This window comes from Stenotrophomonas sp. CASM101, assembly GCF_049384845.1.
Lineage (GTDB): Bacteria > Pseudomonadota > Gammaproteobacteria > Xanthomonadales > Xanthomonadaceae > Stenotrophomonas > Stenotrophomonas hibiscicola.
The window spans coordinates 17,373-33,342 of record NZ_JBMRFR010000028.1 but is presented as its reverse complement, the minus strand read 5'-3'; the positions used below and the strand labels follow the sequence as shown (position 1 = coordinate 33,342).

At 66.7% G+C, this 15,970-nt stretch carries 17 protein-coding genes; 6 read left to right on the top strand and 11 right to left on the bottom strand.

Going from position 1 to position 15,970, the window contains the following annotated elements; all coding sequences use genetic code 11:
- Positions 1-156: 156 nt before the first annotated feature.
- The 9 genes from VG543_RS20710 to VG543_RS20670 all read right to left on the bottom strand — a co-directional run bounded on the left by VG543_RS20710 (position 157) and on the right by VG543_RS20670 (position 10,814).
- Entirely contained in the window at positions 157-1,134 is a 978-nt protein-coding gene (locus VG543_RS20710) for an ABC transporter substrate-binding protein (RefSeq protein ID WP_164144317.1), read from the bottom strand.
- 16 nt (positions 1,135-1,150) lie between these two features.
- The gene (locus VG543_RS20705) at positions 1,151-2,896 is read right to left on the bottom strand and encodes an amino acid ABC transporter permease/ATP-binding protein (protein ID WP_423179199.1); all 1,746 of its coding nucleotides are present in this window, start codon (positions 2,894-2,896) and stop codon (positions 1,151-1,153) included.
- Positions 2,893-3,444, bottom strand: coding sequence for a GNAT family N-acetyltransferase (locus tag VG543_RS20700; RefSeq protein ID WP_423179198.1), 552 nt, complete (start codon positions 3,442-3,444; stop codon positions 2,893-2,895). Before VG543_RS20700 ends, VG543_RS20705 begins: the two co-directional genes overlap by 4 nt.
- Positions 3,441-4,661: a M20 aminoacylase family protein gene (locus VG543_RS20695; RefSeq protein WP_423179197.1), complete on the bottom strand. Its 1,221-nt coding sequence runs from the start codon at positions 4,659-4,661 to the stop codon at positions 3,441-3,443. Before VG543_RS20695 ends, VG543_RS20700 begins: the two co-directional genes overlap by 4 nt.
- A 4-nt stretch (positions 4,662-4,665) precedes the next feature.
- Entirely contained in the window at positions 4,666-6,009 is a 1,344-nt protein-coding gene (locus VG543_RS20690) for an LLM class flavin-dependent oxidoreductase (protein WP_423179196.1), read from the bottom strand.
- 18 nt (positions 6,010-6,027) lie between these two features.
- Positions 6,028-7,005, bottom strand: coding sequence for an MsnO8 family LLM class oxidoreductase (locus tag VG543_RS20685; protein WP_423179195.1), 978 nt, complete (start codon positions 7,003-7,005; stop codon positions 6,028-6,030).
- Positions 7,006-7,019: 14 nt separating this feature from the next.
- A complete protein-coding gene (locus VG543_RS20680) occupies positions 7,020-7,382 on the bottom strand; it encodes a DUF3088 family protein (RefSeq protein WP_005409341.1) in 363 nt (120 codons plus the stop codon).
- Positions 7,383-7,539: 157 nt separating this feature from the next.
- Positions 7,540-8,121: an FMN reductase gene (gene msuE / locus VG543_RS20675; protein WP_024956916.1), complete on the bottom strand. Its 582-nt coding sequence runs from the start codon at positions 8,119-8,121 to the stop codon at positions 7,540-7,542.
- A gap of 116 nt (positions 8,122-8,237) precedes the next feature.
- A complete protein-coding gene (locus VG543_RS20670; protein WP_423179194.1) occupies positions 8,238-10,814 on the bottom strand; it encodes a TonB-dependent receptor plug domain-containing protein in 2,577 nt (858 codons plus the stop codon).
- A gap of 337 nt (positions 10,815-11,151) precedes the next feature.
- Between VG543_RS20670 and ftrA the strand changes: the two genes are divergently transcribed.
- The 3 genes from ftrA to VG543_RS20655 all read left to right on the top strand — a co-directional run bounded on the left by ftrA (position 11,152) and on the right by VG543_RS20655 (position 13,257).
- Positions 11,152-12,153 carry a transcriptional regulator FtrA gene (gene ftrA / locus VG543_RS20665; protein ID WP_058982599.1) on the top strand — a complete coding sequence of 334 codons (1,002 nt, stop codon included), beginning with the start codon at positions 11,152-11,154 and terminating at the stop codon, positions 12,151-12,153.
- Between the two features lie 95 nt (positions 12,154-12,248).
- On the top strand, positions 12,249-12,692 hold the full coding sequence (locus tag VG543_RS20660; protein ID WP_021202891.1) for a BLUF domain-containing protein: 444 nt from the start codon (positions 12,249-12,251) through the stop codon (positions 12,690-12,692).
- Positions 12,693-12,789: 97 nt separating this feature from the next.
- Positions 12,790-13,257, top strand: a complete 468-nt coding sequence (locus tag VG543_RS20655; protein WP_423179193.1) for a chemotaxis protein CheW — start codon at positions 12,790-12,792, stop codon at positions 13,255-13,257.
- 11 nt (positions 13,258-13,268) lie between these two features.
- On the opposite strand, the gene VG543_RS20650 is transcribed toward VG543_RS20655, so the two are convergent.
- On the bottom strand, positions 13,269-13,769 hold the full coding sequence (locus VG543_RS20650; RefSeq protein ID WP_423179192.1) for a hypothetical protein: 501 nt from the start codon (positions 13,767-13,769) through the stop codon (positions 13,269-13,271).
- Between the two features lie 92 nt (positions 13,770-13,861).
- Positions 13,862-14,449 (bottom strand): TetR/AcrR family transcriptional regulator, encoded by a 588-nt coding sequence (locus VG543_RS20645; RefSeq protein ID WP_423179191.1) that lies wholly within the window; start codon positions 14,447-14,449, stop codon positions 13,862-13,864.
- Between the two features lie 233 nt (positions 14,450-14,682).
- On the opposite strand from VG543_RS20645, the gene VG543_RS20640 reads away from it, so the two are divergent.
- Genes VG543_RS20640 through VG543_RS20630 form a run of 3 tightly spaced genes read left to right on the top strand, consistent with a single transcriptional unit; the run spans position 14,683 to position 15,925 of the window.
- On the top strand, positions 14,683-15,138 hold the full coding sequence (locus VG543_RS20640) for an SRPBCC family protein (RefSeq protein ID WP_423179190.1): 456 nt from the start codon (positions 14,683-14,685) through the stop codon (positions 15,136-15,138).
- An 11-nt stretch (positions 15,139-15,149) separates the two neighbouring features.
- Positions 15,150-15,464 carry an ArsR/SmtB family transcription factor gene (locus VG543_RS20635; RefSeq protein WP_005416268.1) on the top strand — a complete coding sequence of 105 codons (315 nt, stop codon included), beginning with the start codon at positions 15,150-15,152 and terminating at the stop codon, positions 15,462-15,464.
- 2 nt (positions 15,465-15,466) lie between these two features.
- Positions 15,467-15,925, top strand: a complete 459-nt coding sequence (locus VG543_RS20630; protein WP_423179189.1) for an SRPBCC family protein — start codon at positions 15,467-15,469, stop codon at positions 15,923-15,925.
- Positions 15,926-15,970: the final 45 nt, after the last annotated feature.

Genomic DNA, 15,970 nt, shown 5'->3' with positions numbered 1-15,970 from the left:
AAAGCTGGCCAGGATCGCTTGGGGCGTCTTCAAGAGCGGCCGGGACTTTGACCCGGCCATGCTGAAAGTGGGTCAAGCCTGCTTCCAGCAGGCTTGACCACGAACATAGGATCTCGGCTCTACAAAGACGGAGGTAGCGCCGGGCCACGCCCGGTGTCATTGCAACGTTGGCAATCCCGGCGGGTTGGTCTGCGACTGTGGCACGGCTTCCTCGGCCACATTCCAGCGTGCCAGCGCCTGCGCGTAGGTGCCGCTGCCGATCTGGGTGTTCAGCGCCTGCGTCACCGCGTCGGCCAGGCCGCTGCCCTTGCGCGTGGTCACCGAGATCGCTGCGGCATTCGGCCAGCCGCCAGGGAACAGGCCCACGCGCCGCACCTTGCCGTCGCGCGCCGAATAGGCGCCGGTAGCATTGGGCTCGAACGATACATCGGCGCGGCCGGTGATCACCGCCAATCGGCCGACGACCGCGTCATCGAAGTACTGGTATTCCACGGGCTTCAATCCCGCCGCGATGTTCTGCTGGTCCCACTGGCGCAGGATCTGGTCCTGGTTGGTGCTGGCACCGACCACCACCTTCAGCCCGGCCACATCGGCGGGCTTTTCGATTTTCTGGATGGGCCCGTCGCTGCGCGTGTAGATGCCCAGCAGGTCGTAACGGTAGCTGGAGAAATCGAACTTCTTCTTGCGTTCCTCGGTGACCGTCACGTTCGACAGCACCGCATCGTACTTGCCTGACTCCAGCCCCAGCGGCCAGTCGGCCCAGGCCACCGGCACGATCACCAGCTTCAGGCCCAAAGCATCCGCGATCAGCCGCGCGATGTCCGGTTCGATGCCGACCACGTCCTTGCTGTCGGCGCCGTAGTCGGCCAGCGGTAGCTGCCCCGGGTGGGTCGCCACGGTGAATGCGCCCGGCGTGACGAAGCGGTAGCCCGCAGGAATCAAGGCCTGCGCCTTCGGGTCGAGCGTGCCCTTCAGCACGGCGGTGTTGGTGCCGGCCAGGCTGGCCGCGGCCACAGCGGCAGCCTCCGGGGCCTGGCGCACGCGCGAGTAGACGATGCCGGCGATGCCGATGATCAGCACGCCCACGATCAACAGGGTGCTGCGCGAGGGACGACGCGGTGCTGCGGGGCTCATGACGTTCCTTCCGGGGTTACAGGGTCTTGGCCAGGAAATCGGCGGTGCGTTGCTGGCGCGGGCGCTCGAACAGGGCCTCGGGCGTGCCCTGCTCGATCACCCGGCCCTGGTCCATCATCACCACGTGGTCGGCCACGCGGCGGGCGAAGCTCAGCTCATGGGTGACGATCACCAGCGTGGTACCCGAACGGGCCAGTTCCTCGATCACGCTCAGCACCTCCGCCACCAGTTCCGGGTCCAGCGCCGACGTGGGTTCGTCAAACAGCAGCACCTTCGGCTGCAGCGCCAGCGCGCGGGCAATCGCGATGCGCTGCTGCTGGCCACCGGACAGCTGGCGCGGGAACGCATCGGCCTTGTCGGCCAGGCCGACCCGCTCCAGCAGCGTGCGCGCCTGCCGCACGGCCTGCGCACGCGGCACGCCGCGCACCGCGATTGGCGCCTCGATGATGTTCTCCAATGCGGTCAGGTGCGGGAACAGATTGAAGCCCTGGAACACCATGCCCACCTCGGAACGACGGCGGCGGATCTCGCGCTCGGGAAGTTCGTACAACGTGTCACCCTCGCGGCGGTAACCGATCAGCTGGCCGCCAACAGTCACGTAACCACTGTCCGCGCGTTCCAGGTGGTTGATCAACCGCAGCAGCGTGGATTTCCCGGCACCGGACGGGCCGATCAGCACCGTCACGCTGCCGGCGCGCAGGTCCAGGTTCACGTCTTCCAGCACCGCCTGATCGCCAAACACCTTGCCCACGCCATGCAGCGATACCGCCGCACCCTCGCCCGCTTCCACCTGGGTGGCGATGCGCGGGCGGTTGGCCACGCGCGGCGCAGCATCACTGGATGTCCGCACCGGTGACGACACCCGCGACACCGAGCGCTCGCGCTGCAGCTGGCCGCGCGCGAAGCGCTGTTCCACGCGCCGCTGCAGCAGCGACAACACGGTCAGGATCACCAGGTACCAGACCGTGGCCACCATCAGCAGCGGCACCACTTCCAGGTTGCGCCGATAGATCACCTGCACGGTGTAGAACAGCTCCGGCAGCGCCAGCACGTAGACCACCGAGGTGCTCTTGGCCAGGCCGATCACATCGTTGAACGCCGCCGGCAGGATCGAACGCATCGCCTGCGGCAGGATGATGCGGCGCACCTGGCGGCCACGCGGCAGGCCGAGCGCGGCCGCGGCCTCGTACTGGCCGTGGTCGACCGAGAGGATGCCACCGCGGATCACCTCGGCCGAGAACGCTGCCTGGTTCAGGGTCAGGCCCAGCACCGCGGCGGTGAACACACCGATCAGCTGTGTAGTCGGGTACGAGAACAGGCTGATGCCGGTGAACGGCACGCCCAGTTCGATGGTGCTGTACAGATAGCCCAGGTTGTTCAACAGCAACAACAGCACGAGTAGCGGAATCGAGCGGAACAACCACACATAGCCCCACGACACCGCCGACAGCAGCGGCGAACCGGAGACGCGTGCCAGCGCGAGCAGCGTACCCAGCGCGAAACCGAGGCCGGTGCCAAGCGCGGTCAGCAGCAGCGTGCGGCCCAGGCCTTCCAGCACCGGGCGTGCGAAGAACCACTCGGCGAAGGTGCCCCAGCCCCAGCGCGGATTGCCCAGCACGGACTGCAGCCCGATCAGGATCAGCGCCAGTGCCAGCACCGTGCCGAAGACCTGCAGCGGATGCCGGGCCGGCACGATCTTCAACGCCGGTGCTGGCGCCGGACGAGCGGCAATGCCCTCCAGCGCGGTCGACGGTGTGCTCATGCGTGGGCTCCGTGCAGCAGTGCCTGCGGGGGTGCAACGACGGGCGTCGTCGCTCGCAGTTGCTTCTCAAACGGCAGATGCGCAACCGTTTCCGGGTCGGCCTCCAGATCGAACAGCGCGGTGTAGCCGTGGCTCAGGTACAGGCCAACAGCTTCCGGCTGGCGGAAGCCGGTCGTCAGGAACACCCTCCGGTACCCTTGCCGCGCCGCCTGCTCTTCCAGCTCCTGCAGCACGCGCCGCGCAATGCCCTGGCGACGCAACCCGGGCAGTGTCCAGATGCGCTTGAATTCGGCGGTATCCGGATCGCGGTGCGGCATGAACGCACCGCCGGAAATCGCCACCCCGTCGCGCAGCAGCAGCACGAAGGCGCCCACCGGGGCCGCAAAGGCCTGCGCCGGGTAGCGCTGCAGCTCCTCGCGAGCGCTGCCACCGATGCGTCGGCGCACGTCGGCATAGCGGCTGTCGTACTCCTGTTCCAGGCCGTCGAACAGCGGCCGCGCCAGCGGATCATCCACCGAGGTATAGAGGAAGCGTTCGTTGCTGCTCATGCCACGTCCTTCACCAGATAGTCTTCGGCCAGCCGCGCCCACAGGCTGGCGGCGGGGGCAATGGCGGCGTCGTTGAACACATAGCGCGGGCTGTGAAGCGGTGCGCTCTCGCCGTTCCCGACGAACAAGAAGCTGCCGGGTCGCGCCTGCAGCAGGAAGGCGAAATCCTCGCTGGCCGTGCGCGGCGCAAACTCGGGAACGATCTGTTCGGCACCGAAGCCCTGCACCGCTACCTCGCGGATGTAGGCGGTCTGCTGCGGGTGGTTGATCACGCTGGGGAAGCCACGCGGGAACTCGATTTCGGCGCGTGCCCCGAAAGCGGCAGCGGTCTGCTCGGCAATCCCGGTCACCCGGCGGCGCAGCGTGTCGCGCACCTCGGGCAGGTATGCGCGCACGGTCAGCTTCAGTTCGACCACGTCTGGAATCACATTGGCGGCCTGCCCGCCGTGGATCGAACCGACGGTGACCACGCCCATCTGCCGCGGATCGACATTGCGCGACACCACGCTCTGCAGCGCGGTGATGATGTGCGCCGCCACCAGGATCGGATCGACGCTGCCCTGTGGCTCGGCGCCATGGCCACCCTTGCCGATCACCTTCAGCCGTGCCCAATCCACCGACGCCATCGCCGGGCCATCGACGAAACCGAAGTGGCCCACCGGCACGCCCGGCCAGTTGTGCAGCCCATAGATCGCATCCACCGGGAAGCGCTCGAACAGGCCATCGGCAATCATCTTCGACGCACCCGAACCGGTTTCCTCGGCTGGCTGGAACACCAGCTGCAGGGTGCCGTCGATATCACCGTGATGGGCCAGGTAGTGCGCGGCGGACAGCAGGATGGCGGTATGCCCATCGTGGCCGCAGGCATGCATCAGGCCCTCGGTCTGGCTGGCGTAGGCCAGGCCGGAGTCCTCGTGGATCGGCAGTGCGTCGATGTCGGCGCGCAGGCCGAGACGACGGCTGCCCTGCCCGCGCTGCAGCGTGCCGACCACACCGGTGCCGCCGAGCCCGGTGGTCACCTCATAACCCCACTGCTGCAGCAGCTCGGCCACGCGGGCGCTGGTGCGGTGCTCCTCGAAGGCGAGCTCCGGGTGCTGGTGCAGGTCATGGCGGATCGCGACGGCGGCCTCGGCGCGTGCTGCAATTTCCGGCAGCACGCCGATGGACGCGGGATTCCGCCGGGCGTGGCCCGGTGCTGCCGCAGTTTCTCCGCTCATCGCCCTACCCCACCTTCCGCGCCGGTTCGGCGTCGGTCGAATAGCGGCTGGCCTTGTACGGCAGACCCAGATGCTCGCGCAGGGTCTGTCCTTCCAGCTCGCGCTGGTGGTAGCCGCGCGCCTGCAGGATCGGCAGCACCTGGGTCACGAAATCGTCCAGGCCTTCGCGTTGTGCGGCGAATCCAAGAATGAAACCGTCGCTGGCACCGGCGTCGAACCAGCGGATCAGCTCATCGGCCACGTGCTCCGGCGTGCCGATGAATTTTGGTCGCGGGCTCACCGCTTCCAACGCCACCTGGCGCAGGCTCAGGCCCTTCTCACGCGCATCCTGCTTGATGCGGTCGGTGGTGGAACGGAACGAATTGCTGCCGATGTCACCCAGCTCCGGGAACGGTGCATCCGGGTCGTACTGGCTGAAGTCGTGGTGATCGAAGAAGCGCCCCAGGTACGCCAGTGCATCCTCCAGCGTGGCCAGTGCGGCAATCGCCTGGTACTTGGCCTCGGCCTCCTCGGCGGTGCGGCCGACGATGGGGCCGATGCCCGGGAAGATCTTCACGTCATTGCCGCTGCGGCCGTGCGCGATCGCCGAGTTCTTCACTTTCTGGGTGAATGCACGGGTTTCTTCCAGCGACGGCGAATGGGTGAACACCGCATCGGCGTACTTGCCGGCCAGCGCGATGCCATCGTCAGACGAACCGGCCTGGAAGATTACCGGCTGTCCCTGCGGCGAACGCTGGATGTTGAGCGGGCCTTCCACCTGGAAGAAGCGGCCCTTGTAGTCGAGGCGGCGGAATTTCTCCGGTGCGAAGAAGGTGCCGCTGTCGCGCTCACGCACGAAGGCGTCGTCATCCCACGAATCCCACAGCCCCTGCACGACGTCCAGGTACTCATCGGCGATCTGGTAGCGCAGCGCGTGCTCCGGGTGCGGCCGGCCGTAGTTGCGGCCCGAACCCTCCAGTGGCGAGGTCACCACGTTCCAGCCGGCGCGGCCGCCACTGAGCAGATCCAGTGAAGCGAACTGCCGTGCCACCGTGAACGGATCGCTGTAGGACGTCGACAGCGTGCCCGCCAGGCCGATCTTGTTCGTTGCCGTGGCCAGCGCCGAGAGCAGCGAGATCGGCTCGAAGCGGTTGAGGAAGTGCGGGATCGACTTCTCGTTGATGTACAGGCCGTCGGCCACGAAACCGAAGGCAATGCCGTTGTCCTCGGCGGTGCGCGCAATGTCGATGTAGAACTGCAGGTTGACGCTGGCATCGGCCGGATTGGACGGATGCTTCCAGGCATGCATGTGGCTGCCGGGGCCCTGCAGCATGATGCCGAACGGAATGTGGCGCGGGGTGGTGCTCATGGGAATCGCTCCTGCAGGTCAGGCCACCGCCGCGCGCGGCGCGGGCGACAGCAGTTCAAGGGATGTCAGGCGTGCGTCGAGGTCGGCCACCGGCGCATCGAGGATGAACTCGCCCACGCCGAAACGCCGGTGCAACGCATCCAGTTCGCCGCGCACGTGCTGCGCATCACCGGACAGCACGCTGGGGCGCGTCTCCTCGATGCGGAAGTCGGCCACCCCAACCTGGCGCGCGTACTCGGCAGCTGCCTCGGCGCTGGGCAGGTTCACCGCCTGCCCGGGACCGAGGTGCAGCTTGTAGACGCGCAGCGCACCGATATGGCGCGAAGCGGCTTCCGCAGTCGGTGCGGCGAAGGCCACCGTGGCCAGCAGCGGCGGCTGCGAGGCGACGCTGCGGTAGGCGTCGAACGCGGCCTCGATGTGCTTCGGGTCACCGTCGAAGTGCGCGGCGTAGACGAAGCGCCAGCCCAGCTCGGCCGCCTGCCGTGCACTCTGCGGGCTGGCACCGAGCAGGAAGCGCTCCGGCGCCTGCTGCGGAATCGGCCGCGCCAGCACATCGGCTTCGGCGCCGGACAGATAGCCCTCAAGATCGCGCAGTTGGTGGTCGAAGTCGGCGAACGCCGGGCGCCCGGCCGCCAGCGCGGCAGTCGACGCTGGCAGGCCGCCCGGTGCCTTGCCCACGCCCAGATCCACGCGCCCTGGCGCCAACGCTGCCAGCAGGTTGAAGTTCTCCGCCACCTTGTACGGCGCGTAGTGGCGCAGCATCACCCCGCCGCTGCCGACACGGATGCGCCGGGTCTGCGCCAGCACCCACGCCGCAAGCACCTCCGGTGCGGGACTCGCCAACGTCGGCGCGGCATGGTGCTCGGCAAACCAGTAGCGGTGATAGCCCAGCTGTTCGGCGCGCTGCGCCAGCTGCAGGCTGTTGCGCAGCGCCTGCTCCGGCGAGGCGCCTTCGGCCACCGGGCTCTTGTCCAACACGCTGATCTGATAGCTCATGGTCGCGTCCTCGCTCAGGGATGGGCCACGGGGATGCCGAGCAACCCGTTCAGCGCGGCCAGGATCGGCTCGGCACCGGAGATGTACTGGCGGTCCTGGTGCACGCCACTCGCGAGGTCACTGCGCACGCCCTGCGGCAGCACCAGCTTCGGCAGCGACTGGTCCTGCTCGCCGATCTCGGCGATCACCTCCCGGCGCGGCCGTGCGAAACCGATGCGGCGCACGTCCAGCTGCGCGTCCAGGCCGTCGATGCTCGACAGCGCACCTTCCAGCAACAGGCTGTGCCGGCAGAAGAAGCGCTGGCCGGGAATCTGTCCGTCCTCGAACTCACGGTCGAGCAGGAACAGGATGGGCTTGTCGGTTGCGTCCAGACTCACGGGGTCGTCCTCATCGGGGGGCGGCAATGCGATGCCGCTTCGATATCGATGCTAGAGATGACGGCGGTCGGCACGGCGATGCCAGGCGACAATCGGCGGTCAGATCCGGCCATGCAGATGCGCCTTGGCCATAAGCAAAGCGCCGCCGGTTATGCCGTCAGGCGATCCTTCGCAGCGGCGCCGGTACCGCCAGCGCCTGCGAAGCCAGATGCCCTGCCGCGCGCTCGGCCGCCAGTGCGATGCGCGCCTGCAAGGCTGCACTGTTGATCTGCTCGCCATCGAAGTCGGCAGGCGTGGCATACACCCCGATCGGCAGCGTGTGCGCCTGCAGGAAACTGAACAACGGCCGCAACTGGTGGTCGATCACCAACGCATGGCGCTCGCTGCCGCCGGTCGCCGCCAGCAACACCGGCGTATCCACCAGCGCTTCCAGCCCGATGAAATCGACCAGGTGCTTGAACAACCCGGGATAGGAACCGCGATACACCGGCGCCGCCACCACCAGCAGCCCGGCCGCCTCGATTGCCTGCAGTGCCTGCTCTACGGCTGGCTCCGCTTCATCGCGCGACAGCGACTGCCCCAGCGAACGCGCGATCGGCGCCAGCTCCACCAGCTCCACGCTGGCATGCACCCGCTGCTGCAACGACGCCAACAAGTGCCGCACCAGCAGCAACGTGCGTGACGTCGCCGAGCTGGTCGGTGACCCCACCACTGCCACCACCTTCAATGCAGAAGACATGAAATGCTCCTCGATGATGCCGAACTACCGCCGGCCGCCTTTCGCCTTGTGTAGAGCCGAGCCATGCTCGGCTGCTTTCGCCTTTGTGGAGTCGAGCCATGCTCGACTGCTCCAGATCAGAACCGGTAATTGATCCGCCCGTACCAGAACGCCCCGATGCGGCTCAGCACGTCGCCCGAATCCCAGGTCGTCTCGATGCTCGCCACATCGGTGGCACTGCGCGCGTACTCCGGCACCTTGCGGGTGCGCTTGTCGAACACGTTGTTGACGCCCAGCGCCGCACTCCAGCCCGCACCCAGTTCCACGCCACCGGAGAGATTGGTCACCAGCACCGGCGGCTGCTTGTACTCCACGCCGTTGTTCAGGCGCTTGATCGGGCCGTAGTAGGTGAAGTCGACGTTCGAGCGCCAGCGCCCGTTCTGCCAGCCCAACCCCGCCACCTGCGTGTAGCTGGGCGTACGGAAGCGCAGCGCGTACTCGCTGCTCTTGGTCAACAGGTTGATGTTCGGCAGCCCCTGCAGCGCCTCCGGAATGTCGCTGACCTTCTGGATGGTGGTGCGCCCCACGTTGGCCGCATAGCTCCAGCGCAGCTTGCCCCACGCGGTTTCCTGGTTGGCCTCCAGGGTCAGCTCGACACCGCGTGTGCGGGTATTGCCCACGTTGGTGAAGTAGCTGGCATAGAACGCATCACCCGGCAGGATGCTGATGCCGGCCGAACCCAGCAGCGCATCGATGGTGTTCTTCTGCGCCGCAGTCAGCACCGTGCCGCTGTTGTCGGTGATGCGCGCTGGATCCTGCGCGTTGTAGCCGATCTGGCTGGACTGGCCGAGCTGGCCACGGATGTCGATCTGGTAGGCATCCACGGCCAGGTGGAACGCCGGGCTCGGGTCCCAGGTCACGCCCAGGCTGTAGTTGGTGGCTTTCTCGGGCTTCAGCGGCGTCGCACCCAGCGCAACCGCCGCCGGCGAAGACACCTGCGCCACCAGCGTGGTGCCGCACGGGCAGCTGCCGGTGGCCTGGTAGTACTGCGCGCCCAGGCTGGGCGCGTGGAAACCGTTGCTGACCGTGGCACGCACGCCCAGCGCGTCGGTGAAGTCGAAGCGCGTGGTCAGGCGGCCGGTGGAGACACTGCCGAAGTCGGAGTGATCTTCCCAGCGCGCGGCCGCATCCAGATACCAGCGCGAGGTGATGTTGGTGGCCGCGCCCACATAGACCGCCTTGCTGTTGCGGGTAGCCTTCACCGCGTCCGCAGTGGAATAGCCGACGAAGGCCGCAGCACCAAAGCCGGTATACGACTCCCACTGCCCCGCCCCACGTTCGTACTGTTCGTGCTGGTACTCGGCACCTGCGCTCACTTCCAGCGGCGAGGCGAACGCAGCCACCTCGAAGCCACGGCGCAGGTCGAGGTTGGCGATACCCTGCTGGTAGTCCAGCTTGCCGTCGTAGAAGTCGGTAGGCGAACCGGGGTATGGCAGCGAGTAGTTCACCGAGTTGCGCGTATAGGTGCGCACCGTGCTGCGGTTGCCGGTAAGGCTGGCGTCGTAGTCCCAGCCTGCGATCTGGCCTTTCACGCCCGCGGTGCCGGTGTACTGCTTCTCCTTGGTTTCCAGCACCGGCAGGAAGCCATCGGGAAACACGCTCAGCACGCCTGGAGCCTTGTAAGTGGTGAAGATGGTCGCCGGCAGACGGAAGTTCTGGATCGCCTGCGCGATGCGGTCACTGGCCGTAGCGTTAGCGTAGAACTGCGCGCTTTCGCCCAGGCCATGGCCCGCATTCACTGCGAAGGCCTTCAGCGCATACGACGGCGAGCTGAGGATGGTGTTGGCCTCGGCATCGCGGTTGGCCTCAGCCGGGTTCGGCGCAGCACCCGCTGGCAATCGATTGTTCGGCCGCAGCGCCACCAGATTGCCGCTGCCATCCACCGCCGGATAGCTCAGGTAGCCATCGATGTAGCGGCGGGTGCGGATCGCATGATGCTGGCGGGTGGTCTCGCCAGACAGGTTGACGAAGCCATCGGCGCCCCACGGCAGGCCCACGTTGGCGCGCACGCTGGTTCGCGATCCATCACCGTCGGTGCTCTGCCCGCTTTCCACGGCGAACTCGCCACCGTGCGCCTGCGACTTCAGGATCACGTTGACCACACCGGTGATCGCGTCCGAGCCATAGATGGCCGACGCACCATCGCGCAGCACTTCCACATGGTCGATGGCCGACACCGGAATCAGCGCCAGGTCGGCCCAGGCGTGGCCTGGGAAGCCGCCGCCGTTGGCACCGCTCACATAGGCACTGGCATTGCGGCGCTTTCCGTTCACCAGCACCAGCGTGTAGCCGGGCGACAGGTTGCGCAGCTGGTAGCCACGGATCAGGCTCTCCTGGTCGCTCTGGTAGCCACCAATCTGGCTGAGCGACGGCAGTGCGCGCTGCAGTGCTTCCAGCAGGTTGGCCTGGCCGGTGGCGGTGAGGTCTTCGGCGGAGATCACGTCGATCGGCGTGGAACTGTTCTTCACCGTACGCGTACTGGTGCGCGAGCCGGTCACCACCACGGCATCCAGCGTGGACGCGGCCACGTTGGCCGTCGCGGCGGCGGCAGCAGGATCCGCATCGGCTTCAGCCGCATGGCTGGGCGAAGCGGCGAGGATGGCTGTGATCAGGACAGCGAGAGTGCTCAGGACAGGGGCGTGGGCGGCAGGCATGGGGGCTCGTGGGGGTGGGCCGGAAACACGCTTCCATTCAAGGGCCTGTTCACCCACCGCGACAGGCGCGATCGCGTCACCCAGCCGTAACATCCGGCCACCCACATGACCGCTGGTAATGACGTTAGGCGGCATTGCCGGTGCACTGCTGTCTGTAGAGCCGAGCCCACGCTCGGCTGCTCTACGCGACGGCGTCAGATGCATCCCCCTGCCGGTATTGAGCCGAGCGTGGGCTCGGCTCTACAAGAGGGGAGCGACCGCTCCATATGCCTGGCCGGCATCACCTCATGCCCGCGCACCACTCCGCGCCATGCATCTGCACCCGTAGCATCAAGCCATGCCCAGCCCACCCGCCGACCCCGCTGCGCCGCTCGTTGCCATCGTCGCCTGCCACGGCCAGGGGCTGTTCGAATTCGGCTGTGCGGTGGGCCTGTTCGCGCCGATAAGACCCGAGCTCGGCGTGGCGTGGTATCGCACCCAGCTGTGCGCGGGTGAACCCGGTGCGCTGCGCATGCTTGGCGGAACGCAGGTGCAGCTTCCCTATGACCTCAGCACAGTTGATGACGCCGACATCATCGTCATTCCCGGTTGGCGCGAGCCCAGCGAGCGCCCGCCACAGGCGCTGCTTGATGCACTCATCCGTGCCCACGGCCGTGGCGCGCGCATCGCTTCGATCTGCTCCGGTGCCTTCGTGCTGGCGTGGGCCGGGCTGCTCGATGGCCGCCAGGCCACAACCCACTGGCGCCTCACCGAAGCGCTGGCGCGCGACTTCCCACGCATCGATGTGCGCGAGGACGTGCTGTACGTCGATACCGGCAGCATCATCACCTCGGCCGGCTCGGCCACCGGCATGGACATGATGCTGCACATGGTGCGCAAGGACTACGGCGCGCGCGTGGCCAACCTGGTGGCCGAGCGGCTGGTACTGGCGCCATGGCGTGATGCCGGGCGCAGCCAGCGCGTCAGCCGCGCCATTCCCCATGGCGAGCCCTCGCGTCTGGCAAAACTGATGGAATGGATGCGCCGCAACCTGCGCGAGCCGCACTCGCTGGGCAGTCTTGCCGAGCAGGCCGCGCTCAGCCAGCGCACCCTGCAGCGGCAGTTCCTGGAAGCCACCGGCCTGTCACCCATCGACTGGCTGATCCGCGAGCGCGTGGCATTCGCCCGCGAGCTGCTGGAAACCACTGACCGGCCGCTGCAGTGGATTGCCGAGCAGGCCGGCTTTGGTTCGCAGGAGTCGTTCCGCCGGCACTTCCGCGGCCAGGTGGACGCCAGTCCTACCGAATACCGCAGCCAGCATCGCGGCGGAATTGGCGCGGATCGGCTGGTGGGCTGCTGATCCAACGCATCACTCCCAGGTGATGCGTGAGGAAAGGCTCACGGCAGGCTACGGCGCCCCACGTATAGTGACGGGCGTCACAAGAAGCCCCTTCCATGCTCCACGCATTTGCCTACTCCAGCCACATGTCGGCTGGGCTTTCCGATGAAATCCTCCGGCAGATCGTCTCCTGCTCTGCCACGTTCAACCGTCGCGTGGACGTCACCGGAGCGCTGCTCGTCGACGGTCAGCGGTTTTTCCAGTACGTCGAAGGTCCTCCCGACGGGCTGGAGGCGGTCAAGCGCCGCATCCATGACAGTCGCTCGCATGCTGCCGTCGTTCCGGTACTGGACATGGCCATCAGCGCGCGTGCTGTTCCCTATTGGGCCATGACCCGCATCGACACCGGGCAGATCATGGTGTCCGGCCTGGTCAATGCGCGATGGGACGAATTTGGCCATGCCGTTCCGGGCATGGATCAGCTCGTCGGCCTGCTGCGTCCGCACTTTCCGCGCATCGGCCCGCTCAGTGCGCACCATGCGCCCGTCGGATCCAGCTGAACCGCCGCCTTGCGCGCGTAGTCCCACGCGGCCGCGTACTCCCTGCGCACGTCATCATTCAAGCCGCGTTACCCATCGTTCCTGCCAGATCCACAGCATGCCTGTACCCGCTCAACCTTCAACGCAAACACGTGCCTCGCCCGCCGAGTTGTTCGAGGTCGTCGTCCTTCGTGCAGGCACGGCCCTGTTCGCGATCGACGTACAGGTGGCCGTGGAAATACGCGGCCCCGAGACCTTCGGCCCTGCAGATCAGCATGGCAGGCGGAACCTGGAGGTACGGGGGCAGCCGTTGCCGGTAGCCGACCTGCGCGGGCTCAGCGGTCAACCGGCATTTGGTGGCGGCAGCCCTGCCGTGCTCTTGATCAACGCCGGTGGCGCAACCCTGGCGCTGGCGGTGGATGAAGTGCTGGAGATCGAGACGCCGGACGCAACGGCAGACGTATCCGCGCCTGCCGAGGGTCGGGTGTTCAACTTCTGCAGCCGGCGTGTTCGGGTGGATGCCACACGTTCGGCTGCGCTGATCGAACCGCAGTCGTTGCTGGCTGAAATGGCCATGCGGGACTGAGGTGCCTCTGCTCAAGGGCGCCTGCGAACCGGTTGAGACCGCATGCGCCAGCACTGCGCGGCAAAGCCCAGCACAAACACCGCAGCCAATCCCAGCAGCGTGTGCAGCACCACCGGGGCCATCGGCGCCGCAGCAATCGGATGCGCTGCCGGCAACCGTGTCAGCGTTTCATTCACGCCCGGCACCAACGACAGCAGGAAGCTGAAAGACAGCGCAAACGTCGATGCATAAGGTGCTGCGCGCCCCAGCCAGCGCAGCCGGGCGGCCAGCACGCCGCCGAAGGCGACCAGCAGCACGATCAACCCGAATGCGTGGCCCGGGTTGATCCCGCCCGTACTGGAGACGGTGAACGACGTTGCCACCGACAGCACCAGCCCAAGCAGGTACAGCTTGCCGGAGCGTGTCGCGGGGTCGATCGCGCGATGGCGAATGAAGGCATACAGGCCGGCGAACACCGGTACAAGGCTGACGGCCGTGTGGATCACGCCCAGCGTGGACAGAGAGTGCGACATGGAACATCTCCAAGGGTTGATTGAACCTACTAGTAGGTAGACTGCTTAATCAAAAAAAGAGGCCTACGTTGCCGCAGGCCGACCACAAAATCTCAGGCAGTCGCGCTCACCCGCGCAATGGCCAACCGTGCCAGTGCCGCGAAGGTCGCCGCGTCACCAAAACCGCGCGCAGCCAGCATCGCGCCATGCACCGACGACATGAACGCCCTGGCCTCGTCCGCAGGGGAACCCTGCAGGCGCAACTGGCCCAGCGCCGCGCCCTTCTCCAGCGTCACCGTCAGCCACCCGCTCAGATCCTCGAAATGCCCGCGTACTTCTTCGGCAATCTCCGCAGGGATCATCGGCGCCTCGGCTGCCAGCATCGCGCAGATGCAGAACGAAGACGTCCCCCCGGCAATACAGCTGGACCAGTACTCCACATAAGCGTTGAGCTCCCGCAGCGGGTCGTCCAGCTGCCGGTCCAGCAGCGCCAGGCCTTCGCGCGCCTCGGCCCGGTACAGTTCAACCACCGTGCGCACCAGGTCCGCCTTGCTGGGGAAGTGGTGATGGATGCTGGCCTTGCTGATGTTCACCCGCGCGGACACGTCGGCGTAGCTGAAGCCGTTGTAGCCACCGGCCTCCAGCAGCGAGCGGGCATGGGCCAGGATCTCCTGGGCCTTGGGCGACAGCGACTCTTTCATGCCGTCAACCTACTAGTAGGTTGACGCCCTGTCAACTATCCGCGGCCGGGTGGGCAGCATCTGGTAGTGCCGGCCGCTGGCCGGCAACTGCACGCACCCAACCCCACCGGGATGCCGGCCAGCGGCCGGCACTACCGCATCCGGGCGTTCGTGGCCGGTTTTGACATGCAGGTAGTTACCTGCATATAGTCCACTCAAGGGCGGCACCTGCCGGCCCATGCGAGGAACCTGCAATGGTGGATATCGCACACCGGGTCGGCATCAAGGCCCCCGTAAGCCAGGTGTACCAGGCCCTGGCCACCCCCGAAGGCGTGGCGGCCTGGTGGGCTGAAGACACCCACGGCGACCGCAACGTCGGCAGCACGGTCAGGGTGCGCTTCACGAACAACGGCCAGGAAATCGGCGCCATGGAAATGCTGCTGGAACAGCTCATCCCCGGCGAGCTGGTGCTCTGGAAGTTCCTGGTCGGCCCCGCCGAATGGATCGGCACGCATGGACGCTTCGCACTGAAACAGGAAGGCGACTACTGCATCGTGCTGTTCACCCACGAAGGCTGGAAGGAACGCGTCGAGTTCACCTCCCACTGCAGCACCAAGTGGGCGGTGTTCCTGATGAGCCTCAAAGCCCTGCTTGAAACCGGCAAGGGCCAGCCCAACCCGCACGACGTCAGGATCGACAACTGGAACTGAAGACGCCCCGCATGAATGCAGACAAGGTGTTCAAGGCCTTGGCCGACCCCACACGCAGGACGCTGCTGGACCTGCTCTGCGAGGACAACGGCCAGACCCTCGGTCAGCTGTGCGAGCACCTGGACATGGCCCGGCAATCGGTCACCCAGCACCTGGGCCTGCTGGAAGACGCCAACCTGATCAGCACCGTGCGCCGTGGCCGCGAGAAGCTGCACTTCATCAACCCGGTGCCACTGCATGAAGTCTATGAGCGCTGGGTACGCAAGTTCGAGCAGCAGCGCCTGAGCCTGCTGCATGACCTGAAACGCGAACTGGAAGGAGAATGACGATGTCCGCAGAGTCCACCCGCTTCATCCACGTGATCTACATCGCCTCCACGCCACAGAAGGTGTTCGAGGCCATCACCCGCCCCGAGATCGCCCGCCGTTACTGGGGCCACGAGAACATCTCGGACTGGAAGCCCGGCTCGCGCTGGCAGCATGTGCGCGCCAACGAAACGCGCTCGGTCGAGCTGGTCGGCGAGGTGGTGGAAAGCACCCCGCCCTCGCGGCTGGTCATCACCTGGGCCGCCACCTCGCAGGCCGACAACCCGGACGCCTACAGCCGGGTCACCTTCGACATCGTGCCCTACCAGGACATGGTGCGGCTGACGGTTACCCATGAGGAGCTGGAACCGGGCAGTGGCATGGATACCGGCATCCGCCAAGGCTGGCCGATCGTGCTGTCCAGCCTGAAGTCGTTGCTGGAGACCGGCAAGGGATTGGATGTGTTTGCGAAGCCTAAGTAGTGTCGGCCCATGTACGGCCGCCGCATCTCCAGCGAGACCGGCCGA